This window comes from Pseudomonas sp. P4_C3 (assembly GCF_056402075.1).
Window position 1 is genome coordinate 18,973 of sequence record NZ_JBFUIC010000018.1, and the last position, 25,960, is coordinate 44,932.

Consider the following 25,960-nt stretch of genomic DNA (forward strand, 5'->3'; position numbering starts at 1 on the left):
GCTAGCTCCTACAGGGGGGTTGCATTCCCTCAGAGGAACCGGAGCAAATTTCAGACGGCCGCGTTATAAAACTGCTCGCTGCTCTTCTGCTCCACCAGAGCCTGTTCGATAGCCGCCTGATGCACTTCGTCGGCGTGCTCTTCGCGAGCTTCCGGCAGGATGCCCAGACGCGAGAACAGTTGCATGTCCTTGTCGGCCTGCGGGTTCGCGGTGGTCAGCAGTTTTTCGCCGTAGAAAATCGAGTTGGCACCGGCGAAGAACGCCAGGGCCTGCATCTGTTCGTTCATGGCTTCGCGGCCGGCGGACAGGCGCACGTGGGATTGCGGCATCAGGATGCGCGCGACGGCGAGCATGCGGATGAAGTCGAACGGGTCGACGTCGTCGGCATTTTCCAGCGGCGTGCCGGCGACTTTCACCAGCATGTTGATCGGCACCGACTCCGGATGCTCGGGCAGGTTGGCCAGCTGGATCAGCAGATTGGCGCGGTCGTCCAGCGACTCACCCATGCCGAGAATGCCGCCGGAACAGATCTTCATCCCCGACTCACGTACATACGCCAGGGTTTGCAGGCGCTCGCTGTAGGTGCGGGTGGTGATGATGCTGCCGTAGAACTCCGGCGACGTATCGAGGTTGTGGTTGTAGTAGTCGAGACCGGCCTTGGCCAGCGCTTCGGTCTGATCCTGATCCAGGCGACCGAGGGTCATGCAGGTTTCCAGGCCCAGGGCTTTCACACCTTCGACCATCTTCAGCACGTATGGCATGTCCTTGGCCGACGGGTGCTTCCACGCCGCGCCCATGCAGAAGCGGGTCGAACCGATGGCCTTGGCGCGGGCGGCCTCTTCGAGGACCTTCTGCACTTCCATCAGCTTTTCTTTTTCCAGGCCGGTGTTGTAGTGACCGGACTGCGGACAATATTTGCAATCTTCCGGGCAAGCGCCGGTTTTGATCGACAACAGGGTCGACACCTGGACGCGGTTGGCGTCGAAATGCGCACGGTGCACCGTCTGCGCCTGGAACAACAGGTCGTTGAATGGCTGAACGAAGAGTGCTTTGACTTCGGCCAAAGTCCAGTCATGACGCAGGGTTGCAGTGGTGCTGGCGCTCATGGGCGTTTCCTTTGAATTATGCTTTGGCATGCGGCTGGGTAATGGAATGTCACAGCCGCTTCACAGATGTTTCGGCATATTTAAGGAAGAGCGATGCGCTGTCAACCGCGATACGAAGGCCAGGTTTACATCTGGTCAAAAAACAATCAAACATGTCTTTTGTGCGATGAAACGGCCGACGGCATCTACCCTGTCTGCACGGCCTGCGAAACCGAGTTGCCCTGGCTCGGCGATCACTGCCAGACCTGCGCCCTGCCGCTCCCGGCGGCGGGACTGACCTGCGGCCATTGCTTGAAGCAGCCACCGGCATTCGAACAAGTGATTGCCCCCTGGACCTACAGCTTCCCGGTAGACGGCCTGATCACCCGCTTCAAACACAACGCGAAGTGGCCGTTTGGCCGCCTGCTCGCCGAACTTCTCGCTCAATACCTGCAACATCGCTTCGATGACGATCTGCAGCGACCCGATGTACTGATCCCGGTGCCGCTGGCCAACCGACGCCTGCGCCAGCGAGGGTTCAATCAGGCGGCGATGCTGGCTCAGTGGCTGGGTACGAGTCTCGATATCCCTTGCGACGAACGACTGCTGCTACGAACCCAGGACACCGATGCCCAACAGGCCTTGAACGCCGAAGCCCGCCGAAAGAACCTGCGTAACGCTTTTGCCCTGGCGTCCGGCGTCGTCGTCAAAGGCCAACACCTGGCCCTGATCGACGACGTCCTGACCACCGACGCCACGGCCCAGGCCCTGGCTCGCCTGCTGATGGACGCCGGTGCGGCGAGGGTCGACGTCTATTGCCTGGCCCGCACACCAAAACCCGGTGAGACCCCCTGACTTGACTCGCGCGACCCAAGCGGCCAACGTCCTCACCATCGTCACCACCCAAAGCGACTTGTCATGTCTTTGCCAACCTTGTTGTCCCAGCACATTGTCCGCCGTCCGCAGCGCATCGCCCTGCTGCAGCACATCGCCGAACAAGGCTCGATCACCCGCGCGGCTAAAAGCGCGGGCATGAGCTACAAGGCCGCCTGGGATGCGATCGATGAGCTGAACAACCTGGCGCAGAAGCCTCTGGTGGAGCGGATTGTCGGCGGCAAGGGCGGCGGCGGTGCGCGCCTGTCCAACGAGGGGGAGCGGGTGTTGCGGCTGTACCAGAAGCTGCAAGCCCTGCAGGCCCAGGTGCTGGAAGCCGCTGAAGACGCGAGCGATCTGGATCTGCTCGGGCGCCTGATGCTGCGCACCAGCGCGCGCAACCAGTTGCACGGCAAGGTGATGGCGATCGAACCTCAGGGGCGCAACGACCTGATTCGCCTCGAAGTTGCCGAAGGCGTGATCGTCGCCGCGCAAATCACCCACGACAGCACCGAGCGCCTGGAACTGCAAATCGGCACCGAAGTCGTGGCATTGATCAAGGCCGGTTGGCTCGACGTGCTGCAAATAGACTCTGTCGAAACGCCTGGAAACAATTGCCTCAGCGGCATCATCGAAAAAATTCTCGACGCCGACGACGGCCCCAGCGAAGTGCGCATCACCCTGCCCAACGGTCTGACCCTATGCGCCTTGGCCGAACCGAGTCATCTGCAAGCATCGCGGTTGACCTGCGGCAAACCGGTGCGCGTGGAGTTTTCGCCGTCCAGGGTTCTGCTGGGCACACCGTTATAAGCAAAACTGCAACAAAAGGTTCATTACTCACCATTAAGGTGTCTGCAAAATCCGCAGGGAGCCTGAAATGAGCCTATTAGAAGAAAACCAGTCCACCGACCTCGAAACCATGGTCGGCCTCAGTCGTCGCGGCTTCATCAGCGCAGGTGCCCTGTGCGGCGCCGCGATGTTCCTCGGCGGCAACCTGCTGAGCCGCAGTGTGATGGCTGCCAGCGTCAGCGCCGGTAACAGCCAGCTGCTGGGCTTTGACAGTATTGCCGCCGCCGCCACTGACACCATCACCCTGCCGCCGGGCTACAAGTCCTCGGTGCTGATCAGCTGGGGCCAGCCTTTGCACAAGGACGGCCCGGCGTTCGACCCGAGCGGCAACGGCAGCGCCGAACATCAGGAAGCCCAGTTCGGCGACAACAACGACGGCATGAGCCTGTTCGAATTTCCGGGCGAAAAAGACCGGGCGCTGATGGCGATCAACAACGAATACACCAACTACCGCTACCTCTACGCTCACGGCGGCATGCCGCAATCGGCACAAGAAGTGCGCAAGGCGCTGGCCTGCGAAGGTGTGTCAGTGATTGAAGTGCAGCGCAAGAACGGCCAATGGCAGTTCGTCCAGGGTTCGCGCTACAACCGCCGCAYTCACGGCAACGCACCCATCACCCTGAGCGGCCCGGCCGCCGGACATGCCCTGCTGAAAACCAGCGCCGATCCGCACGGCAAGAACGTTCTGGGCACGTTCCAGAACTGCGCCAACGGCAAGACACCGTGGGGCACCTATCTGACCTGTGAAGAGAACTTCACCGACTGCTTCGGCAGCAGCAACGCCGAGCAGAAATTCGACCCGGCGCAAAAACGCTATGGTGTGGTGGCCACCAGCAAAGAGATCAACTGGCACCCGCACGACGAACGCTTCGACATGGCGAAGAACCCCAACGAACTCAACCGTCACGGCTGGGTGGTGGAGATCGATCCGTTCGATCCGAAATCGACACCGGTCAAACGCACGGCCCTGGGGCGCTTCAAACACGAAAACGCYGCCCTGGCCGAAACCRRCGACGGTCRYGCCGTGGTGTACATGGGCGACGATGAACGCGGCGAGTTCATCTACAAATTTGTCAGCCGCGACAAGATCRACCACAAAAACCCCAAGGCCAACCGCGACATTCTCGATCACGGCACCCTGTACGTGGCGCGTTTCGATGCGGGGGACGGCAACGCCGATCACCCGAAAGGCCAGGGTGAATGGATCGAGCTGACCCACGGTAAAAACGGCATCGACGCCAGCAGCGGTTTTGCCGATCAGGCTCAAGTGCTGATCCACGCCCGTCTCGCCGCCAGCGTGGTGAAAGCCACGCGCATGGACCGCCCGGAATGGATCGTGGTCAGCCCCAAGGATGGCCAGGTTTACTGCACGCTGACCAACAACGCCAAGCGCGGCGAAGACGGGCAACCGGTGGGCGGGCCGAACCCGCGCGAGAAGAACGTCTACGGCCAGATCCTGCGCTGGCGCACCGAGCGCGACGATCACGGCTCGAAAACTTTTGCCTGGGACCTGTTCGTCGTCGCCGGTAATCCGGGTATTCACGCCGGCACACCCAAAGGCGGATCGTCGAACATCACGCCGCAGAACATGTTCAACAGCCCGGACGGGCTGGGCTTCGACAAGGCCGGACGCTTGTGGATTCTCACCGACGGCGATTCGAGCAACGCCGGAGACTTTGCCGGCATGGGCAACAACCAGATGCTCTGTGCCGACCCGGTAACCGGCGAGATTCGCCGCTTCATGGTTGGCCCGGTAGGTTGTGAAGTGACGGGGATCAGCTTCTCACCGGATCAGAAAACCCTGTTTGTCGGGATCCAGCACCCGGGTGAAAACGGTGGTTCGACCTTCCCCGAGCACCTGCCCAATGGCAAGCCGCGGTCTTCGGTGATGGCGATTACCCGCGAGGATGGCGGAGTCGTCGGCGCCTGATAGGTCCTCATCGCGAGCAAGCTCGCTCCCACAGGATTTGCGCCGACTTGAAACCCGCGCATACCCCTGTAGGAGCGGGCTTGCCCGCGAAAGCGTCAGCACAGTCACCACCTATCTGCGCCCGTCTGCGCTACCATGCCTGGCCGGACGCAGCAGCCTGCTGCGCGCAGGAGTCAGCATGGCCCACCCGTTTGAAACCCTCACACCAGACCTCGTGCTCGATGCTGTAGAAAGCATCGGCTTTCTCAGCGACGCGCGCATCCTGGCGCTCAACAGCTACGAAAACCGCGTCTATCAGGTCGGTATCGAAGACGCCGAGCCGCTGATCGCCAAGTTCTACCGGCCGCAACGCTGGAGCAACGAAGCGATTCTGGAAGAGCACCAGTTCACCGCCGAACTCGCCGACTGCGAGGTACCGGTCGTGGCGCCGTTGATCCACAACGGTGAAACCCTGCACGAACACAACGGTTTCCGTTTCACCCTGTTCCCCCGCCGTGGCGGCCGCGCACCGGAGCCGGGCAACCTCGACCAGCTGTATCGCCTGGGCCAGTTGCTCGGCCGCCTGCATGCGGTCGGCTCGACCCGACCATTCGAGCACCGTGAAGCACTGGCGGTGAAAAACTTCGGCCATGACTCGCTGGCCACGTTGCTCGACGGCAACTTCATCCCCCGCAGCCTGCTGCCGGCCTACGAGTCGGTGGCCCGCGATCTGCTCAAGCGTGTGGAAGATGCCTACAGCAACACGCCACACCAGAACATTCGCATGCACGGTGACTGCCACCCCGGCAACATGATGTGCCGCGACGAGATGTTCCATATCGTCGACCTCGACGACTGTCGTATGGGTCCGGCAGTACAGGACATCTGGATGATGCTCGCCGGCGATCGCCAGGATTGCCTGAGCCAGTTGTCGGAACTGATGGATGGCTACAACGAATTCCACGACTTCGACCCGCGTGAACTGGCCTTGATCGAACCGTTGCGCGCCTTGCGCCTGATGCACTACAGCGCCTGGCTCGCCCGCCGCTGGGAAGACCCGGCCTTCCCCCGCAGTTTTCCGTGGTTCGGCACCGAGCGTTATTGGGGTGATCAGGTTTTGGCGTTGCGTGAGCAATGTGCTGCGCTTAACGAAGAGCCGCTTAAACTTTTCTGACTACCCCCCCCTGTAGGAGCGAGCCTGCTCGCGAAAAACGCAAGGGCAGCGCGTTTACCCAGACAGCACGCGTTATCGTTGGCGTCCATCGCGAGCAAGCTCGCTCCTACAGATACCGATGTTCACAAATGACCTACCTATTCAGTCAGGACATTCGCAGATAAATCTCCTTACAATCCCCTCTTTGTTAGCTGCCTAAGCAAGGATTCTGCATGCAAGCCGCCAACCCGCGTCGCGGGTACATTCTAGGCCTGAGTGCCTACATCATCTGGGGACTTTTCCCCCTCTATTTCAAAGCCATCGCCAGCGTGCCCGCCGTGGAAATCATCATCCACCGGGTACTGTGGTCGGCGCTGTTCGGCGCCTTGTTGCTGATGGTCTGGAAGCATCCCGGCTGGTGGCGCGAACTGCGGGAGAACCCGCGAAGGATGGCGACCCTGGCCCTGAGCGGTGCACTGATTGCGGCCAACTGGCTGACCTACGTCTGGTCGGTGAACAACGGCCGCATGCTGGAGGCCAGCCTTGGTTACTACATTAACCCGTTGGTGAACGTGTTGCTGGGCATGCTGATCCTCGGCGAACGGCTGCGGCGCATGCAATGGATTGCCGTCGGTCTGGCGGCTGTGGGTGTGGCGCAGCAGGTCTGGCAAGTGGGCAGCCTGCCGTGGGTGTCGCTGGTGCTGGCACTGACCTTCGGTTTCTATGGCCTGATTCGCAAGCAGGCACCGGTCAAGGCGCTGCCGGGGCTGGTGGTGGAAACCTGGATGCTGGTACCGATTGCCCTCGGCTGGTTGCTGCTCAATCCGACGGCCAGCAGCGCCCAGGCCGAATTCTGGACCACCTCCCAGGCCTGGTGGCTGGTGGCCGCCGGCCCGATCACGCTGGTGCCGCTGGTCTGTTTCAACGCGGCTGCCCGGCATTTGCCCTACACGACACTGGGCTTTCTCCAGTATCTGGCACCGACACTGGTGCTGCTGCAAGCGGTCCTGCTGTTTGGCGAACACCTGTCGTCCAGCACCCTGGTAGCGTTCATGTTCATCTGGGCCGGTCTGGCGGTTTACAGCGTCGACGCGTGGATAAGTTTGCGCCGCCGCAGCTGATCAAAAAACACACAAAACCCTACAGGCCACGTCTCCCGTGGCCTGTATCATTCCTTCCCAAGGTTATCCACAGCGTGATCCCCGCCGATTGTGCGCAAGTGGTTGAAACTGCTGGTTTTTTGATCAGATCTTGGAGAACCCCGGCCGGTGTGGCCTGGCGGGGTGTCTCTACAGGTTATCCACAGGCGGGTGCACGTTTAACTTGGATAACCTCATCAGGGTTCACTGCGCAGCACCAATTCGACCATCAGGTCGTCAGCCAGGGTTTCCAGGCGCGATTGCAGTACGTCCAGCGACAGCGTCAGCGGGACGGCAAGAATCGCTTCGGCATGGAACAACGGTTCGCTGCTCATCGGTGCCGGGCGCACTTCGGTGACCAGCCGCTCCAGGTTCACCCCCTGCTCGCTCAACAAGCGTGTGATGTCACGCACGATCCCCGGACGATCATTGCCCACCAGTTCCATGGCGATCGGCTTCCAGGTGCAGGATTGTTCGATGCCACTTTCGGCGATTAACACGCGAATGCCCTGGGTGGACAAGCCCTGTAGGGCATCGACCAATTCGTCGTAGGCCTCGGCCGGCACACCCACTCGAAGAATCCCGGCGAATTGTCCCGCCATGCGCGACATGCGGCTTTCCAGCCAGTTACCGCCGTGTTCGGCGATGCATTGGGCAATGCGCTCGACTTGCCCTGGCTTGTCCGGTGCGAATACGGTGAGTACGAGGTGGTCCATGGCGCAGCCCTCTGGTCATGACTTTTGTTATAGAGAACCAAGTATAGGCAAGGGCTGACTCGGTGTTGACAGGTCTGACGTCATCGTCGGAACGCCGCCCGGAGCAAGCTCGCTCCCACAGGGATCGCGCAGGCCTTTGTGGGAGCGAGCTTGCTCGCGATAGGGTCGCAACCGATGAACCTGCGAACAACAAATCGTGTACAACTTTCGATATTTAACTGGAACAATCCACTGGTTTTTTGAGAACATCCTGCTCCGCGCCGTGACCGCAATGCGTCATGGGGTCGCAGAACGACGTAATAAGTCTAATTTTCACAACCGCAATTCATCATGTAGTATGCCGCAGCGCGCACTACATAACGTTGGATCGATGTCTGCCGCAGGCACGTTCGCAACCCTGAAAGCCCTGTCAGCAAGGCCCCAAGCCGTTGATTGGTCCCAACCCAGCCGCCCGCAAATGGCATGTACTGGTAGACGGGTTTGTGGTTTAAATGGCCCAAGGCTTCATTGTTAAATTGAAGAGCTGAAAAGCGAAATAGCTGAGCAGAGTGAGGCAAGCAATGACTGAACACGTTCAAGTCGGTGGCCTGCAGGTCGCCAAAGTCCTGTTCGACTTCGTGAACAACGAAGCCATTCCCGGTACCGGCCTCACCGCCGATAAGTTCTGGGCCGGTGCCGACAAGGTCATCCATGACCTGGCGCCGAAGAACAAAGCCCTACTCGCCAAACGCGATGATTTCCAGGCTCGTATCGATGGCTGGCACCAATCCCGCCAAGCTCTTGGGTCAGCCCAGGCGCACGACCCGAAGGCCTATAAAGCCTTCCTGCAAGAGATCGGTTATCTGCTGCCAGAAGCGGCCGATTTCCAGGCAACGACGCAAAACGTCGACGAAGAAATCGCCCGCATGGCCGGTCCGCAGCTTGTAGTGCCGKTCATGAATGCCCGCTTCGCGCTCAATGCCTCGAACGCCCGCTGGGGCTCGCTGTACGACGCGCTCTACGGCACCGATGCCATCAGCGAAGCCGACGGCGCGGAAAAAGGCAAAGGCTACAACAAGGTGCGCGGTGACAAGGTCATCGCTTTCGCCCGTGCCTTCCTCGACGAAGCGGCGCCTTTGGCGGCCGGCTCCCACGTCGACTCCACCGGCTACAAGATCGTCGACGGCAAACTGGTGGTCGCCCTTAAAGGCGGCAGCAACACCGGCCTGCGCAACGATGCGCAACTGATCGGCTTCCAGGGTGATGCTTCGGCACCGACCGCGATCCTGCTGAAAAACAACGGCCTGCATTTCGAAATCCAGGTCGACGCCAGCACCCCGGTCGGCCAGACCGACGCGGCCGGCGTCAAAGACATCCTGATGGAAGCCGCACTGACCACCATCATGGACTGCGAAGACTCGGTTGCCGCCGTCGACGCTGATGACAAAGTGGTGATCTACCGCAACTGGCTCGGCCTGATGAAGGGCGATCTGTCGGAAGACGTCGCCAAGGGCGGTCAGACCTTTACCCGCACCATGAACGCCGACCGCACCTACACCGCTGTCGACGGCAGTGATCTGAGCCTGCACGGCCGCTCGCTGTTGTTCGTGCGTAACGTTGGTCACCTGATGACCATCGACGCAATCCTCGACAAAGACGGTAACGAAGTGCCGGAAGGCATTCTCGATGGCTTGGTGACTTGCCTGGCATCGATGCACAACCTGAACGGCAACACCTCGCGCAAAAACACCCGCACCGGCTCGATCTACATCGTGAAGCCGAAGATGCACGGCCCTGAAGAAGCAGCGTTCACCAACGAGCTGTTCGGTCGCATCGAAGACGTGCTGGGCCTGCCACGCAACACCCTCAAAGTCGGGATCATGGACGAGGAGCGTCGTACCACGATCAACCTCAAGGCCTGCATCAAGGCGGCGAGCGAGCGCGTGGTGTTCATCAACACCGGTTTCCTCGACCGCACGGGCGACGAAATCCACACCTCCATGGAAGCCGGCCCGATGGTGCGCAAGGCGGACATGAAGGCGGAAAAATGGATCGGCGCCTACGAGAACTCCAACGTCGATATCGGTCTGAGCACCGGCCTGCAAGGTCGCGCGCAGATCGGTAAAGGCATGTGGGCCATGCCTGACCTGATGGCGGCGATGCTCGAGCAGAAAATCGCTCACCCGATGGCCGGTGCCAACACCGCCTGGGTACCATCACCGACCGCTGCTGCCCTGCACGCGCTGCACTACCACAAGGTTGACGTGTTCGCCCGTCAGGCCGAACTGGCCAAGCGTGCCCATGCTTCGGTGGACGACATCCTGACCATCCCGCTGGCGGTGAACCCGCAGTGGACCTTTGAGCAGATCAAGAACGAACTGGACAACAACAGCCAGGGCATTCTCGGTTATGTGGTGCGCTGGATCGACCAGGGCGTCGGCTGTTCGAAAGTGCCGGACATCAACGACGTCGGCCTGATGGAAGACCGTGCAACGCTGCGTATTTCCAGCCAGCACATCGCTAACTGGCTGCGCCATGGCATCGTCACCAAAGACCAGGTCATGGAAAGTCTCAAGCGCATGGCGCCAGTGGTTGACCGCCAGAACGCCGGCGACGCGCTGTACCGTCCGCTGGCCCCGAACTTCGACAGCAACATTGCCTTCCAGGCAGCCGTCGAACTGGTGGTCGAAGGCACCAAACAGCCGAACGGCTACACCGAGCCGGTCCTGCACCGTCGTCGTCGCGAGTTCAAGGCGAAGAACGGGTTGTAAACCAGCTCACTCCACAGCAATCCCCCGGTTGAAAACCGGGGGATTTTTGTTTCTGCGTCCTGCAAATGCAGAACTATCTCCTGAAGCGCAACGCGTTTGCAGCGATGTGGCGGCCTATTCTCGATGCATTCATGAACAAGGCAATTCCAAGGACCGTGATGATGAGAGCAAACAGTTTTTCACCACCAATGGGTTCGTCGAGTACATACCACGAGGTCAAGATACCCGATATCGGAACAATCACTGACAAGGGTGCAACCTGGCTCGCCGGATACTTCTCAATCATTCGGTTCCACACCCAATACCCGAATACCGTCGCCACATAGGCCTGGAACAGGACCGATGCCAGCACTGGAGCAGTTATATCCGTTAGCAACGCCTGGAAAGGGGCTGCTCCCTTGACCCAGTAAGTCATCAGATATAGAGGAGGTGTTGCATACAGACTCGACCAAACGACAAAGGAAAATATATCAACCACTTTGCTTCTCTTGACCAGCACATTGCAAAGACTCCAGAACAATGCGCCGAGCAGTACCAGAAAAAGTCCAAAGCTTTCGGCATCACCGTGCGTTACATGAATAATGAACATCAGCCCCACCAACGCCATGAGAATGCCGGCCACTTGTATTGCCGTCATTTTCTCGCCAAACAGCAGCACTCCCCAGATGACCGTAAAAAAAGCACTGAATTGCAAGAGCAAAGATGTCACGCCGGCACTGACGCCAAGAAACATGCCGTAGTTCATCAGCCAGCACATTCCGATACCAAACAACAAACCGTAGACGATAGTTACAAAAGTACTGACACCTTTCGGTTTCGGGATGAAGAACACCAGTGGCAATGCACAGAAAGTAAAGCGCATTGCTGTCAATATGAATGGATCGATGCCATCGAGACTGATATCAATTACCGTAAAATTGCTGCCCCACATGATTGTGACACCGACAATAAGTACAAGATCGCGAAATTCCATTTTCTTTATCATATCGTCCTCAATGCGATACACAGCCACACAACCCAGGAAAAGCAATGACCTTTGTCGGTATTTTATCCGCAGGAACTAGCCGCAGACTGAATACACGACAACCATCGGCATACTCAAGCCACTAAAAAGCGGAGTGCCAAACTGGCAACCTGGATAGTGCTACGACAGATTTCATTAAACCAAGTACAACATCAAATAGATGCCCACATTGGCTTTCAAGAACCGAACGATAGCTGAATAATCGAAAGAAGAAACAAGCTATGTGTGAGTAGCTTTTTCGCACACCAATTAGATAAATTTAATTACAAGCCTAGCTCACAAAAACAACTCAAGCCTGTAATTAACAATTACAGGCTTGAGTTATTTAATGCCCAATTCGCGTTTTACCAGTGTCCGCAGATGACTGGCGTCAATCGGCTTGAGCAGAAAGTCCACCACGCTCAAATGCATTGCGGCGATCGCATCCTTCACGTCGGCGTCACCCGAGACAATGATGATCGGCAATGCCGCCCTTACCGATTCGCGTACATGGCGGATCAGATCCAGCCCGTCAACGTGGCCCATTCGCAGGTCGGTGATCATTAAACCAATCGAGAGCTTTTTGATTTCTGCCTTGGTCAGCAGGATCTTGAGTGCCGCTTCGCCACTGGACGCCATTACACAGTGAATGCTGTCTATCGCCAGAATCTCTGACAGCAGCTCCCGGGCGTCTTCATCGTCATCGACGATCAGCACCCGTTGCTGCGGCAGGTCAGGTTCCAGCATTACGGCGCTCAGCGCTTCGCGCTCGGCGTCACTCAAAATGTCGTGGTCGGACATGGCTTTCCCTATATGTTCAATACAATTCCCTGACACAGCGGTGTGACATCGCTCAGCGAACCATCAATGTGCACCCCGTCGGATATTTTTCCAATAGCAGAATAGAGAGGTTTTTCTCACAGTTGCGTAAGGTTTTTCCGACATTCCATCACCCTGATCGCCTACCTAGACTTACGTCCAATGGGCACCCCGGCCACAGGGGTCGACCATGTCCGGGTCATCCGACTAAAACAATTCAAAAAAGACTGCGGTAATGGTTATGAGTAAAGCGGACGCCTTCACACAGGCAGGGAAAACCGCGGTGTTGCAGAACATCCAGGGCACGTTGCAATTCCTTCAGCGCTTCCCGCCCTTCAACCAGATGGAACACGCTCATCTGGCGTATCTGGTCGAGCAATGTCAGCTGCGTTTTTACGCCCACGGCGAGAGCATCATCAAACCCGCCGACGGCCCGGTCGAGCACTTCTATATCGTCAAGCAAGGCCGGGTCGTGGGCGAGCGTCCGCACACGGCCAAGGGTGGCACCGAAACGGTTTTCGAGATCACCACTGGCGAATGTTTCCCTCTCGCGGCGTTGCTGGGTGAACGGGCGACCCGCACCGAGCACCTGGCCGGCGAGGACACCTTCTGCCTGCAACTGAACAAACCGGCATTCATCCGCCTGTTTTCGCTATCGGACACCTTCCGCAACTTCGCCCTGCGCTGCGTCAGCAGCCTGCTGGATCAGGTCAACCAGCAAGTGCAGCAAAAAGCCGTGGAAACCCTCGGCACCCAATATTCACTCAATACCCGACTGGGCGAATTGGCCATGCGCCACCCGGTGACATGCGCCCCACAGACGCCATTGCGCGAAGCCGTGACGTTGATGCACGAACAACAGGTCGGCAGCATCGTGGTGGTTGATGAACTCAAGGCGCCACTGGGGATTTTCACCCTGCGCGACCTGCGTCAAACCGTGGCCAACGGCAGCAGTGATTTCAACGAAGCCATCGAAGGGCACATGACCCGGGCACCGTTTTTCCTGTCGCCGGATCACAGTGCATTCGATGCGGCGATTGCCATGACCGAGCGGCACATCGCCCATGTCTGTCTGGTCAAGGACCGACGCTTGTGCGGCGTGGTTTCCGAGCGCGATCTGTTTTCCCTGCAGCGGGTCGACCTGGTGCACCTGGCGCGCACTATCCGCAATGCCCACAAGGTGGAAAACCTGGTGGCGCTACGGGGCGAAATCGGTCAACTGGTCGAGCGCATGCTGGCCCACGGCGCGTCTTCGACGCAGATCACCCACATCATCACCTTGCTCAACGACCACACCGTGTGCCGGGTGATCGAACTGACCCTCGCCGAAAAAGGCGACCCCGGTGTGCCATTCAGCTGGCTGTGTTTCGGCAGTGAAGGCCGTCGCGAGCAGACCCTGCACACCGATCAGGACAACGGCATTCTGTTCGAAGCCAGGGATGCGGCCCATGCCGCCGAGATTCGCGGCAAGTTGTTGCCCATTGCCCAGCAGATCAACCAGAGCCTGGCGCTGTGCGGCTTCACCTTGTGCAAGGGCAACATCATGGCCGGTAACCCCGAGCTGTGCCTGTCCCGGGCCGAATGGGCGCGGCGCTTTGCAGTGTTTATCCGCGAGGCCACCCCGGAGAACCTGCTGGGTTCGAGCATCTATTTCGATTTGCGCGTGGTCTGGGGCAGCGAGCAAGGCTGTGAGCAGTTGCGTCGGGGCATTCTCGATCAGGTCGGCGACAACCGTTTGTTCCAGCGCATGATGGCCGAGAATGCGCTGCGTAATCGCCCGCCTGTTGGGCGTTTCCGCGAATTCGTGCTGGCGCGCAAAAATGGCGAGAAGGCCACCTTGGACCTGAAGATTCAGGGCTTGGCACCGTTCGTCGACGGCGCCCGGTTGCTGGCCCTCGCCCACGGTATCGAAGCGAACAACACGCTGGAGCGTTTTCGCCAGCTGGTCGCCAAAGAGGTCATCGAACCCCTGGACGGCGCCGCGTACGAAGAGGCCTATCACTTCATCCAGCAAACCCGCATGCAGCAACATCAACTACAGACCCGGGAGAATTTTCCTTACTCAAATCGGGTCGATCCCGACAGTCTCAATCATCTGGACCGGCGCATCCTGCGTGAGTCCCTGCGCCAGGCACAACGCCTGCAAAGCAGCCTGACCTTGCGGTATCAGTTATGAGCCTGTTTTCATGGCTGCGCCCGGCGAGTCCCACCCTCCCAGCTCATCTGCAACATCGGCTGGACCAATTACCGACGGCTGCCGACCTGTCTGAGTGCAGCCTGCGCGAGCAACGCTGGGTGGTGCTCGATCTGGAAACCACCGGCTTGAACCTGAACAAGGACCAGGTGTTGTCCATCGGCGCGGTGGTGATCGAGGACGGGGCCATCGATTTTCGCCAGCAGTTCGAACGCACCCTGCAATATCCGCAAGTGAAACTCGGCCCCAGTGTGCTGATCCACGGCATTGGCCCCAGCGCCATTGCGGCAGGCAGCGACCCGGCAGAAGCACTGCTCGACCTGATGGAGTACATCGGGGACAGTCCGGTGCTGGCCTTCCACGCGCCGTTTGACCAACACATGCTCGGCCGTGCGCTGAAAGATCATCTGGGCTTGAAGTTGCAGCATCCGTTTCTGGACGTGGCGGACATTGCGCCACTGCTATGCCCCCAGGCGCATATTCGCGAGGCCGGGCTGGACGACTGGATCGACTGGTTCAAGCTCGAAGTCTTCGAGCGCCACCACGCCAGCGCCGACGCCCTGGCCACCGCTGAGCTGGCGCTGATTCTGTTCAGCCGCGCGCGGCAGCAGCAGATTCATAGCCCGTTGAATCTGCAACAGCGCTTGAGTCAGTGGAAACGTCGGCAGCAGGCGCCTTCCTTCTGATCCTTACACCATCCCTGTAGGAGCGAGCTTGCTCGCGATGAGCCAGAGAACAACGCGGGGTGTCAGATTGGACGCGTTATCGTTGACGACCATCGCGAGCAAGCTCGCTCCTACAAAGGCTGTCGCCAAATTCCCACACGACCAACGCCAATTGCTTACCTCCCTCGCTTCTGACACAATCGAGAACAATTCTCGTTAGTTAATATTTCCCAATCGGTGTGCGGCGTGTCGTCAGTCCCAAGCCCTCAAAGTGAGCTCGTCGGTGCGTTATATCGCGACCATCGCGGTTGGCTTTTGGCCTGGCTTCGACGCAACGTCGCCTGCCCGCAGCGGGCCGAGGACCTGAGCCAGGACACGTTCGTGCGCTTGCTGGGCCGCGAGGAACTGAAGGTCCCGGGCGAACCCCGGGCATTCCTGGTGGCGATCGCCAAGGGCCTGCTGTTCGATTATTTCCGCCGCGCCGCGCTGGAACAGGCTTACCTCACCGAGTTGATGCTGGTTCCCGAAGCCGAACAACCGTCGGCGCAAGAACAGCAAATGATCCTCGAAGACCTGAAAAACATCGACCGATTGCTCGGCAAGCTTTCCAGCAAGGCCCGGGCAGCGTTCCTCTACAACCGTCTCGACGGCCTCGGCCACGCAGAAATCGCCGAGCGCCTGGGGGTGTCGGTGCCGCGGGTGCGCCAGTACCTGGCCCAAGGCATTCGCCAGTGTTACATCGCGCTATATGGTGAGCCGACGTGAATCCGCTCAGTTCCAAACCGGTATCGGCCAACGTGCTGGACGCGGCGATTGCCTGGCAGTTGTCCATGGATTGTGCCAACCCGGTAGAACGCGAAGAGTTCGCCAAGTGGCACGCGGCCCACGAAGAGCACGCCCGCGCCTGGCGCCAGTTGGGCATGCTCGACCAGCGTATCGGCGTGGCCAGCGGCCCGGCCCGCACTGCCTTGCTGCAATCACGCGAAGGCATTCGCCGGCGAGTGCGCAAGCTTGGCAACAGTGTCGCCAGTATCGTTGCAGTGATCGGCCTGGCCCTGTTCGCCGGGGATCGTTACCTGCCGATCGACTATTGGCTGGCCGACCAGCGCACCGCCGTTGGCGAGCAGCGCACCCTGCGCCTGGCTGACGGCACGCTGATCAATCTCAATACCCACAGCGCGCTGGATCTGCGTTTCGATGAAAAGCAGCGGCGCATCGTGCTTCAGGAGGGCGAAATCCTGGTGGAAACCGGCCATGGCGATCCGCGGCCGTTCATCGTCGAAACCCGTGAAGGCAGCATGCGCGCGCTGGGTACGCGGTTTCTGGTCAAGCGCGAAGAACAAGGCACGCGCCTGAGTGTGTTGCAGTCGGCGGTGGCGGTTCACCCTGAGTCCAACCCGGCCGAACAGATTCTGCACGAAGGCCAGCAGGCACTGATCCGCAACAACGGTCTGGGTCCGGTGCTGGCCGTCAACCTCGGCGCGGATGCCTGGACCCGCGGCATGCTGGTGGTGGACAACACGCGACTGGAAGACCTGGTGCATGAAATCGGCCGCTATCGAAACGGTTTCGTCGGGGTCGCACCGGAGGTGGCCGACCTGCGCATCACCGGCAGCTTCCCGCTGCGCGACACCGACCTGGCACTCAATGCCCTGCTGCCGACCCTGCCGGTGCAGATCGAACAACACACGCCATGGTGGGTGAAGGTCGTGGCCAAGGCCGATACCAGACCCTGAAAAGCTTTGTGTCTGATCAACCGTCATCGCGAGCAAGCTCGCTCCCACATTGGAATGCATTTCAAATTGTGGGAGCGAGCTTGCTCGCGATGACGGCGTTCGACTCCCCGCAAAAACCGTTTTGACCCAATACCAGCCGCAACCGACTTCTGAATCGAAATTATTTTCATCAAGCCCTATCACTTTTTGATTTTCGTTCGGCACACAGGCAATTGAGAAATATTTCCATTCAGGAGCCGCTGTATGCCTCGTTCGCTAGACTCTCTGTTGCGCCGCAGTTTGCTGGCGGTCGCCATTGCCCTTTGCACCCCTTTGGCCGGCAGCCAACTGGTCGCCGCTGAACAGGTGTCCAGCGTCCGCACCTACAACCTGCCAACCGCACCGTTGGCCAGCACCCTGAACCAGATCGCCAGCCAGGCCGGGTTGGCCCTGTCGTTGAACCCATCCCTGGCGGCGGGCAAGACCTCGGCGCCGGTCAAAGGCCAGTTCGACGCAGCCGGCGCGTTGCGCGAAGCCCTGCGTGGCACTGGCCTGCAACTGGAGCTGAGCAGTGCGGGCACCTACAGCCTGGTGGCCGTGCCCGAGGGCGTGATGGACCTGCCGGCAACCAGCGTGATCGGTGTGCAAGACACTGAAAGCGCCTGGGGCCCGGCACAGGGCTACCTGGCCAAGCGCACCGCCGCCGGCACCAAGACCGACACCGCGCTGGTCGAAGCACCGCGTTCGATTTCGGTCGTCACTCGTGAGCAGATGGACGACCGCAACGTGCACACCCTCGATGATGCCGTGCGCTACTTGCCGGGCATCACCGCCAGCAGCTTCGGCAGCGACACCCGCTCCGACTGGTTGCGCGTGCGTGGTTTCGAACCGACTCAATTCCTCGACGGCCTGCCACTGCCAAAAGGTGTGTACGCCAACCCGAAACAGGAAACCTGGAACCTCGACCGCCTGGCGCTGCTGCGTGGCCCGGCCTCGTCCGTATACGGCCAGACCCCGCCGGGCGGCCTGCTGGACATGGTCAGCCGGCGCCCAAGCGCTGAAGCCAGCAGCGAGATCCAGTTGCAGTACGGCAGCGACAACCATCGCCAGATCAACTTCGCCAGCACCGGCAAGATCGACGACGAAGGCCAGTTTCTGTACAGCCTCAGCGGCGTGCTGCGCGACGGCGGCACTCCGATCGACCACATCGATGACAAGCGCTACAACATTGCGCCGAGCCTGACCTGGAACATCGACGAAGACACCAGGTTCACCCTGCTCACGCAGTTCACCCGTGACGATACCGGTATCACCAGTCAGTTCTATCCGATCCAGGGCACCAAGATCGACATGCCATTCGGCGAGATCTCCCACCACAAGAACCTGGGTGATCCGAACTATGACTTCTATGACCGCACCTACTACGCGCTGGGTTACGCCTTCGAACACCGCCTGAACGATGTCTGGCAGTTCCGGCAGAACCTGCGCTACACCAGGTCGGAGCTGTCGTTCCAGGCCGTGACCGTCAACAGCTACAACCCTGACTTTGCCAACCTCGGCTTTGTCGTCGACGATCAAGGCAACACCGGCCGTGGCACCACCAATGTCGACGAAGACATCACCCAATTCGCCGTGGACAACAACTTCCAGGGCGACTTCGTCACCGGCGACGTCAGTCACACCTTGCTGATCGGCCTGGACCACCAGCGCAACACCACCAACTACCTCTCGATCTTCGGCACCGCGCCGGGCATCAACGTCAACGACCCGATCTATGGTTTGCCGATCACCCGTCCGGCACGCTCCACGGCGTTCTACGACTACGAGCAGAAGACCCAGCAGACCGGCCTGTACCTCCAGGACCAGATGGCCATCGACCAATGGCGCCTGACCCTCGGCGGTCGTGAAGACTGGGTCCACACCGGCACCACGTTCTTCAACAAAGGCGATGCCACCAACACCGAGCGCGACAAGAACTTCAGCGGCAACGCGGCGATCAGCTACGTGTTCGACTCGGGGTTCGTGCCATACCTGTCCTATGCCGAATCGTTCCAGCCGACCAGCAATGCCGTCGCCTCGCCGACCGAGTCGTTCAAGCCGACCGAAGGCAAGCAATGGGAACTGGGTATCAAGTACCAGCCACCGGGCAGCAACACCCTGCTGACGGCGGCGGTATATGACCTGACCCAGAAAAACGTTTCCGTCACCCACAACGTGGGCAACGTGACAGTCACCAGCCAGACCGGCGAAGTGAAAGTCAAAGGCCTGGAGCTGGAAGCCGTTTCCGACGTGACTGAAAACCTCAAGGTCACGGCTGCCTACACTCTGGCCAAATCCGAAGTGCAAGAGGGCATTTACAAGGGCAACCGCCTGCAACTGATGCCTAACCAGCAAGCATCGGTGTGGGGCGACTACACCTGGCACAACGGCGTGCTGGATGGCTTCGGCATCGGCGCTGGCGCGCGCTATACCGGCAATACCTATGGCGATCAGGCCAACACCTGGCTGGGCAAAGCCGGTGCTTACACGGTGTTCGACGCGGTGGTTCACTACGACCTCGGTCGCCTGGACAACAGCCTCAAAGGCGCTTCGCTGGCCGTTAACGCAACCAACCTGTTCGACAAGGACTACATCTCGACTTGCGACAGCTTCTACTGCTACTACGGCGACCAGCGCAGTGTCGTCGCCAGTGCAACCTACAAGTGGTAACGCGTTGAGCTGACACGCCCAATGATCAGGCCGTCCTTCGTGGACGGCTTTGGTTTTTCTGAAGGCCAAGAAATGAAAAGTAAAACTATTCGCCGCTGGTCCGCTGTTCATACCTGGACCAGCCTGATTTGTACGGTGTTCCTCTTGCTGCTGGCACTGACCGGCCTGCCGTTGATCTTTCACCACGAGATTGACCACTTGTTGGGCGATGCGCCTGAAGTGAAGGAAATGCCGGCGGACACTCCGCACCTGAATTTGCAGCAGTTGGTGCAGGCCGCCGAGCAACATCGCCCCTACGAAGTCCTGCAGTATTTTGGCTTCGAAGATGATGAGCCCAACACCGTGCTGACCATCATGGCCGCGACCGCGGGCACCGAGCCGAACTCGTCCCACACCTTCATGCTCGACGCCCGTACCGGCGAAGCGCTGGAGACGCCATCGGCCAACGGCGGCTTCATGCTGACCATGCTGCGCCTGCACGTGGACATGTTCGCCGGTTTGCCGGGCAAATTGCTGCTGGCGTTCATGGGGATTCTGTTCGTGGTGGCGATCGTTTCCGGCACGGTGTTGTATTTGCCGTTCATGCGCCGCTTGAAATTCGCCACCGTGCGCCAGGACAAATCCAYGCGCCTGCGCTGGCTCGACCTGCATAACCTGATCGGCGTGGTGACGTTGACCTGGGCCCTGGTGGTCGGCGTGACGGGCGTGATCAGTGCCTGCGCCGACCTGATCATTGCCGCCTGGCGCAACGACAGCCTGAGCGCGATGGTCGCGCCGTACCGCGATGCGCCACCGCTGACGCAACGGGCGCCGGCCACCCATCTGCTCGACATCGCCAGGGACGTTGCGCCGGGCATGCAGCCGGACTTCATCGCCTTTCCCGGCACGCGATTCTCCAGCGAGCACCATTACGCAGTGTTCATGAAAGGCAGCACGCACCTGACCTCGCACCTGCTGACGCCGGTACTGATCGACGCCAGCACCCTGCAAGTCACTGCCGTGGCCGAACGACCGTGGTACATGGACGCCATGGGCATGTCGCAGCCACTGCACTTCGGCGACTACGGAGGCATGCCGATGAAGATCCTTTGGGCGACCCTGGATGTGCTGACCATCATCGTGCTCGGCAGCGGTGTTTATCTGTGGGTGGTGCGGCGCAAGGCTGTAAAACCCGTGGCGGAAAAAGCGGAGAGCGTGGCATGAAGCCCCGGCAGTCGAACTTCTGGAAAGTGTTTGCCATTCCGACCGTCATCGCAGTGCTCAGCGCGGCAGGGTTGTTTGCCGCGTTGCTCGGGGATGGTGTTTGGGATTCGTTGAGCTGGTTGGGGCTTGGCATCCCGGCCGCTCTTGCCCTGCGCGGCCTCCTGCAACGCCACTGATCCCTGTGGGAGCGAGCTTGCTCGCGATGGCGATAGATCAGTCAACACTGATAGTGACTGTCGTACCGTTATCGCGAGCAAGCTCGCTCCCACAGGAGATTGTGATCTTGAGCAATCGGATCAACACGCTATGCTGCCCGACACTGCCACCGATCGAGACGCTGCCATGTCTGCCCCGAGCATGACCCTGTACCACAACCCGCTCTCTCCCTTCGTTCGCAAAGTCATGGTGCTGCTGCACGAAACCGGTCAACAGGACCGCGTGGCGTTGCAGACCAGCGTACTCACCCCGGTCAACCCGGACCTCACGCTGATCGAAGATAATCCCCTGGGTAAGATCCCGGCGCTGCGCCTGGCCGATGGCAACATCATCCATGACAGCCGGGTCATCCTCGATTACCTCGATCAGCAGCACGTCGGCAACCCGCTGATCCCCCGCGAAGGCTCGGCCCGCTGGCGGCGCCTGACCCTCGCTTCGCTGGCCGACGGGATCATGGACGCGGCCGTGCTGGTGCGCTACGAAGTCGCCCTGCGCGCCCCGGAAAAACACTGGGACGAATGGCTCGACGGCCAGCGCGACAAAATCCGCCGCGCCCTGGCATTGCTGGAAAAGGACGCGATTGCCGAGCTGACCTGCCACTTCGACGTGGCCGCGATCAGCGTGGCCTGTGCACTGGGTTACCTGGATTTGCGCCATCCGGATCTGGACTGGCGCACGGCGAATCCGCAACTGGCGGCGTGGTATTTCGAGGTGAGCCAGCGGCCTTCGATGATTGCGACGATGCCGAAGGTTTAAGCCTGCAAAAGATCAGCAATCCGGCTTGTCGGCCGTAAACCGCCGAGCCGGATTCACCGCCGCCCCGAACTCACGCAACGCCTTGGCGCCAATCAGCAACGGGTAGTTGAAGCTGCTGCGGTCGGTGAGGTTGACCTCCACGGTGCGCTTGACGTTGCCCAGACACAGTTCCAGATCGACCACCGGACGCTTGGTCGGCGCGACGACTTCGCGGTCCTCTTCGTCCTCTTCGGAACGGGTCTTGATCTTGCTGACGCGCGCGACCTTGTGTTCGTAGACCTGGTTGCTCGCGTCCTTGGTGCCGAGGCGGAAACGCACCCAGTCTTCGCCGTCACGCTTGAAGGTTTCGATGTCCTTGGCCGACAGCGACGCGGTCAGGGCGCCGGTGTCCATTTTGGCCTTGAGAACCTGCCCGCCGATTTCCGGCAGGGCAATGTATTCGTAACGCCCGTACAGGGTCGGCTCGGCGGCCATGACCGGCAGGGCGATAAGGGAGAGCACTGCAAGGAGGGATTTCACGTAATGGGTTTCCATGAGAGTGAGCAATCGGATTTTAGACCGTCGTTCGCTTGATCGTTCCCACAACGTTACCGACCCAAAAGTGAAACATTCGTCAGCACCGATTTGGCCTGCCGCCCGAAGCTGCTTATCATGGCGCGCCCAACCGCCTCCACGAGTGACTTATGCGCCGCCTGCTCACCGGCTGTTTCGTGACCCTGCTGCTTGTGCTCAACACCCTGGTCCTGATCGGGCCACTGCTGGTGTTTGCCCTGCTCAAGCTGGTCCTGCCTGGCCGTTTTCGCGATTACGCCTCATGGGTGGTGATGTGGATCGCCGAGACCTGGTCCGAGATCGACAAGCTGATTTTCCGCCTGTACATCCCCACCCAATGGGACATCCGCGGCGGTGACGATCTGCGCCGTGATACCTCGTACCTGGTGATCAGCAACCATCAATCCTGGGTCGACATCCCGGCGCTGATCCAGACGCTGAACCGACGCACACCGTTCTTCAAATTCTTCCTCAAGAAAGAACTGATCTGGGTGCCCTTCCTGGGCCTGGCGTGGTGGGCGCTGGATTACCCGTTCATGAAGCGCTACAGCAAGGCATTCCTGGCCAAACGCCCGGAACTGGCGGGCAAGGATCTGGAGATCACCAAACAGGCCTGCGAGCTGTTCAAGCGCCAACCGGTAACCGTGGTCAATTATCTGGAAGGCACGCGGTTCACGTCGGCCAAACGCGCTCAACAGCAATCACCGTTCAACTACCTGCTCAAGCCAAAGGCTGGCGGCGTGGCGTTTGTACTGGCGGCAATGGGCGAACAGCTGGATGCGATTCTCGATGTGACGGTGGTTTACCCGCAGCAGAAGATTCCGGGGTTCTGGGACTTGATCAGCGGCGATGTGCCAAGGGTCATCATCGATATCCAGACCCGCGATCTCGACCCGGCGCTGTGGCAGGGCGACTACGAAAACGATCCGCTGTTTCGCGAGAAGGTCCAGAACTGGGTCAACCAGCTCTGGATCGAGAAGGATCAGCGCATCGACGCCTTGCGCGCCGGGCACCGCTGAATCAGCTACCGGTGCCCCAGATGCTGCCCAGGCTGCTCAGCAGCGTACCGCCGACGCCCTGCTGACCGAGGTACTGCAGGAGCACCGGGGTAAACAGGCCGATCATGCCGCTGTCCATGCCCAGGGCGCTGAAGGCGTTGTTCAGGTCGTTGGTGTCCTTGACGTTACCCAGGGCATTGTCCAGCCCTGCCGCTTTGCCGCTGGAGCCGAGCAGACCGGCCAGCGCACCCAACTCGCCGCCGCCCGAGAGCATGTCGATGCCTGGCACGCTTTTGGCCAGTTCCGAGTAGTCGGTCGAACTTAACTGGTTCTTCGCCAGCCCCAGCATCGCCCCGGCACCGCCGATGGCTTGCTGTGGGGTGATGTTCAATTGAGTGAGCGTGCTCAGCAAGTCGGCTGTCTGCGGTGTGGGTGCGGCAGTCGCTGCCACGTCACCGCCCTTGATGCCCGAAATCGCATTGGCCGCATCGTTCAGGCTGAACTGTGCAAAGGCCGGACTGGCGGACAGTGCCAACAGCGAAGCCAATGCAATGCCGCGTGAAATCTTCATCCAGACATCCTCTTGTGCCATGAAACCATCCGAAAACCGGCGGTAAAACTGCCGGTTTGACCAGGCATCCTCAATCATGTTCCTTGCCGCGCATCCACTTTTACCCCGGTCACGTATAAGAAACGTGAATCCCTGGATGTCGCGCGATGAATAAGGCGTCAACGCAACCTATCAATACTGATAGTACCTGCCGCAGTCCACCTCCCCCAACATGACGGCTCAAACCCGTGTAAAGGAGTACATCATGATACGTAAAACACTCGCGGCAAGTGCCGTACTACTGTCAGTATTCACAGCCAACGCTTTGGCGGCAACCACTATGTGTCCGTCAGCTGCAAGCATCAAACAAAAACAGGAGGAACAAGGCTACAGCTATACCGCCCCCGGTCCGAACGGCCGCGTCTGGGTAGGCGAAAACCCCTATGCCAACGAGGGAGATCTTAAAACCTTCGTATTCACCGGAGCGCTCTACCGGACCGTCAGTTCCGAAGGTAATACGGATGTAGTTTCGTGTGATTACGAGGGTGACGACTGGTATGCGTTTGCCAGGATGACGTTGTACTCCTTCAGAGAGTGGGCCCCCGTCAAGGGCACAAAATGGGAGGCGCAACCCATTAAAGAAAAGGCCGGCGCTTCCAACAAAGCCAAGTCCGTTGAACACTGCGATTCACGGGTGGAAAAGGAATGTGAGTTCAACTACAGAGTCCTGACCATGCCACCGACAGGCCATTGAACAAAAAAAAGGGCGACCTCGGTCGCCCTTTTTTTAACCCGATGGCCTTAGGCCGCGCTGAACATCTTGTGCGGATCGATCACAAACTTCTTCGGTACGCCGGCATCGAACTCGCCATAACCCTGCGGAGCCTGATCCAGGCTGATCACCTGAACGCCTACCACTTCGGCGATGTTGATGCGGTCCCACATGATGGCTTGCATGAGCGCGCGGTTGTATTTCATCACCGGGGTCTGGCCGGTATGGAAGCTGTGGGACTTGGCCCAGCCCAGACCGAAGCGGATGCTCAGGCTGCCCATTTTCGCGGCAGCGTCGACAGCACCCGGGTCTTCGGTCACGTAGAGGCCGGGGATGCCGATCTTGCCTGCCACACGCACCACGCCCATCAGCGAGTTGAGTACGGTGGCCGGGGCTTCGTGTTTCACGCCGTCATGGCCATGGCCACGGGCTTCGAAGCCTACAGCGTCGATGGCGCAATCCACTTCCGGCTCGCCGAGCAGTGCGGCGATCTGCTCGTGCAGCGGCGTGTCCAGGGACAGGTCGGCGATTTCGAAGCCCTGGGCCTTGGCGTGAGCCAGGCGCACGGTGTTGACGTCGCCGATGATCACCACCGCCGCACCCAACAGGCGAGCGGATGCGGCCGCCGCCAGGCCGACCGGACCGGCACCGGCGATGTATACGGTGCTGCCCGGGCCGACGCCAGCGGTCACGGCACCGTGATAGCCGGTCGGCAGGATGTCGGAAAGGCAGGTCAGGTCGCGGATTTTTTCCATGGCCCGGTCGCGATCCGGCAGTTTCAGCAGGTTGAAATCGGCGTACGGCACCATGGCGTATTCGGCCTGGCCACCGGTCCAGTCGCCCATGTCGACATAACCATAAGCGCCACCGGGACGCGCCGGGTTGACGCTCAGGCACACGCCGGTGTGCATTTCTTTGCAGGAGCGGCAGCGCCCGCAAGCCACGTTGAACGGTACGGACACCAGGTCGCCGATATTCAGGTTCTCGACGTCGCTGCCCTTCTCGATCACTTCACCGGTGATCTCATGGCCCAGCACCAGGCCGGTTTGCGCCGTGGTACGCCCGCGCACCATGTGCTGGTCGGAACCACAGATGTTGGTGGACACCACACGCAGGATGACAGCGTGTTCAATCTTCCTGCCGCGCGGGTCCTGCATTTTCGGATAGTCAATACTCTGCACTTCGACCTTGCCAGCGCCGAGATACACCACACCACGATTACCAGACATGCTTTCACCTCGCTGTTGTTTTTATGGAACCGCGTTGCCCAGGCAGGCAGCGCGTTAAGTGCTCGGGAATTCAAAAGATCGCAGCCTTCGGCAGCTCCTACATTG

At 59.9% G+C, this 25,960-nt stretch carries 23 protein-coding genes; 16 read left to right on the forward strand and 7 right to left on the reverse strand.

Going from position 1 to position 25,960, the window contains the following annotated elements; translation table 11 throughout:
• Nucleotides 1-50 precede the first annotated feature (50 nt).
• Nucleotides 51-1,106, reverse strand: a complete 1,056-nt coding sequence (gene bioB / locus AC1DVH_RS06015) for a biotin synthase BioB (RefSeq protein ID WP_095944924.1) — start codon at nt 1,104-1,106, stop codon at nt 51-53.
• A 93-nt stretch (nt 1,107-1,199) separates the two neighbouring features.
• On the opposite strand from bioB, the gene AC1DVH_RS06020 reads away from it, so the two are divergent.
• The 5 genes from AC1DVH_RS06020 to rarD all read left to right on the forward strand — a co-directional run bounded on the left by AC1DVH_RS06020 (nt 1,200) and on the right by rarD (nt 6,990).
• Entirely contained in the window at nt 1,200-1,940 is a 741-nt protein-coding gene (locus AC1DVH_RS06020) for a double zinc ribbon domain-containing protein (RefSeq protein WP_477753020.1), read from the forward strand.
• Nucleotides 1,941-2,003: 63 nt separating this feature from the next.
• Nucleotides 2,004-2,768 carry a TOBE domain-containing protein gene (locus AC1DVH_RS06025; protein ID WP_477753021.1) on the forward strand — a complete coding sequence of 255 codons (765 nt, stop codon included), beginning with the start codon at nt 2,004-2,006 and terminating at the stop codon, nt 2,766-2,768.
• Between the two features lie 67 nt (nt 2,769-2,835).
• Nucleotides 2,836-4,737, forward strand: coding sequence for a PhoX family protein (locus AC1DVH_RS06030; RefSeq protein WP_477753022.1), 1,902 nt, complete (start codon nt 2,836-2,838; stop codon nt 4,735-4,737).
• Between the two features lie 178 nt (nt 4,738-4,915).
• Nucleotides 4,916-5,890: a serine/threonine protein kinase gene (locus tag AC1DVH_RS06035; RefSeq protein ID WP_477753023.1), complete on the forward strand. Its 975-nt coding sequence runs from the start codon at nt 4,916-4,918 to the stop codon at nt 5,888-5,890.
• Between the two features lie 212 nt (nt 5,891-6,102).
• Entirely contained in the window at nt 6,103-6,990 is an 888-nt protein-coding gene (rarD, locus tag AC1DVH_RS06040) for an EamA family transporter RarD (RefSeq protein WP_477753024.1), read from the forward strand.
• A gap of 215 nt (nt 6,991-7,205) precedes the next feature.
• On the opposite strand, the gene AC1DVH_RS06045 is transcribed toward rarD, so the two are convergent.
• Nucleotides 7,206-7,724, reverse strand: a complete 519-nt coding sequence (locus AC1DVH_RS06045; RefSeq protein WP_223460390.1) for a glycine cleavage system transcriptional repressor — start codon at nt 7,722-7,724, stop codon at nt 7,206-7,208.
• A 560-nt stretch (nt 7,725-8,284) separates the two neighbouring features.
• Between AC1DVH_RS06045 and AC1DVH_RS06050 the strand changes: the two genes are divergently transcribed.
• A complete protein-coding gene (locus AC1DVH_RS06050; protein ID WP_477753025.1) occupies nt 8,285-10,474 on the forward strand; it encodes a malate synthase G in 2,190 nt (729 codons plus the stop codon).
• A 73-nt stretch (nt 10,475-10,547) separates the two neighbouring features.
• On the opposite strand, the gene AC1DVH_RS06055 is transcribed toward AC1DVH_RS06050, so the two are convergent.
• Both AC1DVH_RS06055 and AC1DVH_RS06060 read right to left on the reverse strand, forming a co-directional pair.
• The gene (locus tag AC1DVH_RS06055) at nt 10,548-11,459 is read right to left on the reverse strand and encodes an EamA family transporter (protein WP_477753026.1); all 912 of its coding nucleotides are present in this window, start codon (nt 11,457-11,459) and stop codon (nt 10,548-10,550) included.
• A 360-nt stretch (nt 11,460-11,819) separates the two neighbouring features.
• Entirely contained in the window at nt 11,820-12,278 is a 459-nt protein-coding gene (locus AC1DVH_RS06060) for a response regulator (RefSeq protein ID WP_477753027.1), read from the reverse strand.
• A 253-nt stretch (nt 12,279-12,531) separates the two neighbouring features.
• On the opposite strand from AC1DVH_RS06060, the gene AC1DVH_RS06065 reads away from it, so the two are divergent.
• The 8 genes from AC1DVH_RS06065 (at nt 12,532) to AC1DVH_RS06100 (ending at nt 21,754) form a co-directional block, all read left to right on the forward strand.
• Nucleotides 12,532-14,472: a putative nucleotidyltransferase substrate binding domain-containing protein gene (locus AC1DVH_RS06065; protein WP_477753028.1), complete on the forward strand. Its 1,941-nt coding sequence runs from the start codon at nt 12,532-12,534 to the stop codon at nt 14,470-14,472.
• Complete coding sequence (locus AC1DVH_RS06070; protein ID WP_477753029.1) at nt 14,469-15,176, forward strand: 3'-5' exonuclease; 708 nt, start codon at nt 14,469-14,471, stop codon at nt 15,174-15,176. Before AC1DVH_RS06065 ends, AC1DVH_RS06070 begins: the two co-directional genes overlap by 4 nt.
• A gap of 225 nt (nt 15,177-15,401) precedes the next feature.
• Entirely contained in the window at nt 15,402-15,920 is a 519-nt protein-coding gene (locus AC1DVH_RS06075) for an RNA polymerase sigma factor (protein WP_477753030.1), read from the forward strand.
• Complete coding sequence (locus AC1DVH_RS06080; protein ID WP_477753031.1) at nt 15,917-16,891, forward strand: FecR family protein; 975 nt, start codon at nt 15,917-15,919, stop codon at nt 16,889-16,891. The genes AC1DVH_RS06075 and AC1DVH_RS06080 overlap by 4 nt, the downstream gene beginning before the upstream one ends.
• Before the next feature lie 243 nt (nt 16,892-17,134).
• A complete protein-coding gene (locus tag AC1DVH_RS06085) occupies nt 17,135-19,579 on the forward strand; it encodes a TonB-dependent siderophore receptor (protein ID WP_477753032.1) in 2,445 nt (814 codons plus the stop codon).
• A gap of 72 nt (nt 19,580-19,651) precedes the next feature.
• Entirely contained in the window at nt 19,652-20,782 is a 1,131-nt protein-coding gene (locus AC1DVH_RS06090; protein WP_477753033.1) for a PepSY-associated TM helix domain-containing protein, read from the forward strand.
• Nucleotides 20,779-20,958 carry a hypothetical protein gene (locus tag AC1DVH_RS06095; RefSeq protein ID WP_477753034.1) on the forward strand — a complete coding sequence of 60 codons (180 nt, stop codon included), beginning with the start codon at nt 20,779-20,781 and terminating at the stop codon, nt 20,956-20,958. Before AC1DVH_RS06090 ends, AC1DVH_RS06095 begins: the two co-directional genes overlap by 4 nt.
• Before the next feature lie 166 nt (nt 20,959-21,124).
• The gene (locus AC1DVH_RS06100) at nt 21,125-21,754 is read left to right on the forward strand and encodes a glutathione S-transferase (protein ID WP_477753035.1); all 630 of its coding nucleotides are present in this window, start codon (nt 21,125-21,127) and stop codon (nt 21,752-21,754) included.
• A 12-nt stretch (nt 21,755-21,766) separates the two neighbouring features.
• Here the strand turns inward: AC1DVH_RS06100 and rloA2 are convergent, their stop codons facing one another.
• Entirely contained in the window at nt 21,767-22,273 is a 507-nt protein-coding gene (gene rloA2 / locus AC1DVH_RS06105) for a retropepsin-like aspartic peptidase RloA2 (RefSeq protein ID WP_477753036.1), read from the reverse strand.
• A gap of 164 nt (nt 22,274-22,437) precedes the next feature.
• Between rloA2 and AC1DVH_RS06110 the strand changes: the two genes are divergently transcribed.
• Nucleotides 22,438-23,325, forward strand: a complete 888-nt coding sequence (locus AC1DVH_RS06110; protein WP_477753037.1) for an acyltransferase — start codon at nt 22,438-22,440, stop codon at nt 23,323-23,325.
• Nucleotide 23,326: 1 nt separating this feature from the next.
• Here AC1DVH_RS06110 and AC1DVH_RS06115 read toward each other — a convergent pair whose 3' ends face one another.
• The gene (locus tag AC1DVH_RS06115; RefSeq protein ID WP_477753038.1) at nt 23,327-23,875 is read right to left on the reverse strand and encodes a DUF2780 domain-containing protein; all 549 of its coding nucleotides are present in this window, start codon (nt 23,873-23,875) and stop codon (nt 23,327-23,329) included.
• A gap of 244 nt (nt 23,876-24,119) precedes the next feature.
• Between AC1DVH_RS06115 and AC1DVH_RS06120 the strand changes: the two genes are divergently transcribed.
• Nucleotides 24,120-24,608: a hypothetical protein gene (locus AC1DVH_RS06120; RefSeq protein WP_477753039.1), complete on the forward strand. Its 489-nt coding sequence runs from the start codon at nt 24,120-24,122 to the stop codon at nt 24,606-24,608.
• A 47-nt stretch (nt 24,609-24,655) separates the two neighbouring features.
• Here AC1DVH_RS06120 and fdhA read toward each other — a convergent pair whose 3' ends face one another.
• A complete protein-coding gene (gene fdhA, locus AC1DVH_RS06125; protein ID WP_477753040.1) occupies nt 24,656-25,855 on the reverse strand; it encodes a formaldehyde dehydrogenase, glutathione-independent in 1,200 nt (399 codons plus the stop codon).
• Nucleotides 25,856-25,960: the final 105 nt, after the last annotated feature.

Coding starts and splice junctions, on each gene's coding strand:
- bioB (WP_095944924.1), bottom strand. CDS start 1,106: ATGAGCGCCAGCACCACTGCAACCCTGCGTCATGACTGGACTTTGGCC.
- AC1DVH_RS06020 (WP_477753020.1), top strand. CDS start 1,200: ATGCGCTGTCAACCGCGATACGAAGGCCAGGTTTACATCTGGTCAAAA.
- AC1DVH_RS06025 (WP_477753021.1), top strand. CDS start 2,004: ATGTCTTTGCCAACCTTGTTGTCCCAGCACATTGTCCGCCGTCCGCAG.
- AC1DVH_RS06035 (WP_477753023.1), top strand. CDS start 4,916: ATGGCCCACCCGTTTGAAACCCTCACACCAGACCTCGTGCTCGATGCT.
- rarD (WP_477753024.1), top strand. CDS start 6,103: ATGCAAGCCGCCAACCCGCGTCGCGGGTACATTCTAGGCCTGAGTGCC.
- AC1DVH_RS06045 (WP_223460390.1), bottom strand. CDS start 7,724: ATGGACCACCTCGTACTCACCGTATTCGCACCGGACAAGCCAGGGCAA.
- AC1DVH_RS06055 (WP_477753026.1), bottom strand. CDS start 11,459: ATGATAAAGAAAATGGAATTTCGCGATCTTGTACTTATTGTCGGTGTC.
- AC1DVH_RS06060 (WP_477753027.1), bottom strand. CDS start 12,278: ATGTCCGACCACGACATTTTGAGTGACGCCGAGCGCGAAGCGCTGAGC.
- AC1DVH_RS06065 (WP_477753028.1), top strand. CDS start 12,532: ATGGTTATGAGTAAAGCGGACGCCTTCACACAGGCAGGGAAAACCGCG.
- AC1DVH_RS06070 (WP_477753029.1), top strand. CDS start 14,469: ATGAGCCTGTTTTCATGGCTGCGCCCGGCGAGTCCCACCCTCCCAGCT.
- AC1DVH_RS06085 (WP_477753032.1), top strand. CDS start 17,135: ATGCCTCGTTCGCTAGACTCTCTGTTGCGCCGCAGTTTGCTGGCGGTC.
- AC1DVH_RS06095 (WP_477753034.1), top strand. CDS start 20,779: ATGAAGCCCCGGCAGTCGAACTTCTGGAAAGTGTTTGCCATTCCGACC.
- AC1DVH_RS06100 (WP_477753035.1), top strand. CDS start 21,125: ATGTCTGCCCCGAGCATGACCCTGTACCACAACCCGCTCTCTCCCTTC.
- AC1DVH_RS06110 (WP_477753037.1), top strand. CDS start 22,438: ATGCGCCGCCTGCTCACCGGCTGTTTCGTGACCCTGCTGCTTGTGCTC.
- AC1DVH_RS06115 (WP_477753038.1), bottom strand. CDS start 23,875: ATGAAGATTTCACGCGGCATTGCATTGGCTTCGCTGTTGGCACTGTCC.
- AC1DVH_RS06120 (WP_477753039.1), top strand. CDS start 24,120: ATGATACGTAAAACACTCGCGGCAAGTGCCGTACTACTGTCAGTATTC.
- fdhA (WP_477753040.1), bottom strand. CDS start 25,855: ATGTCTGGTAATCGTGGTGTGGTGTATCTCGGCGCTGGCAAGGTCGAA.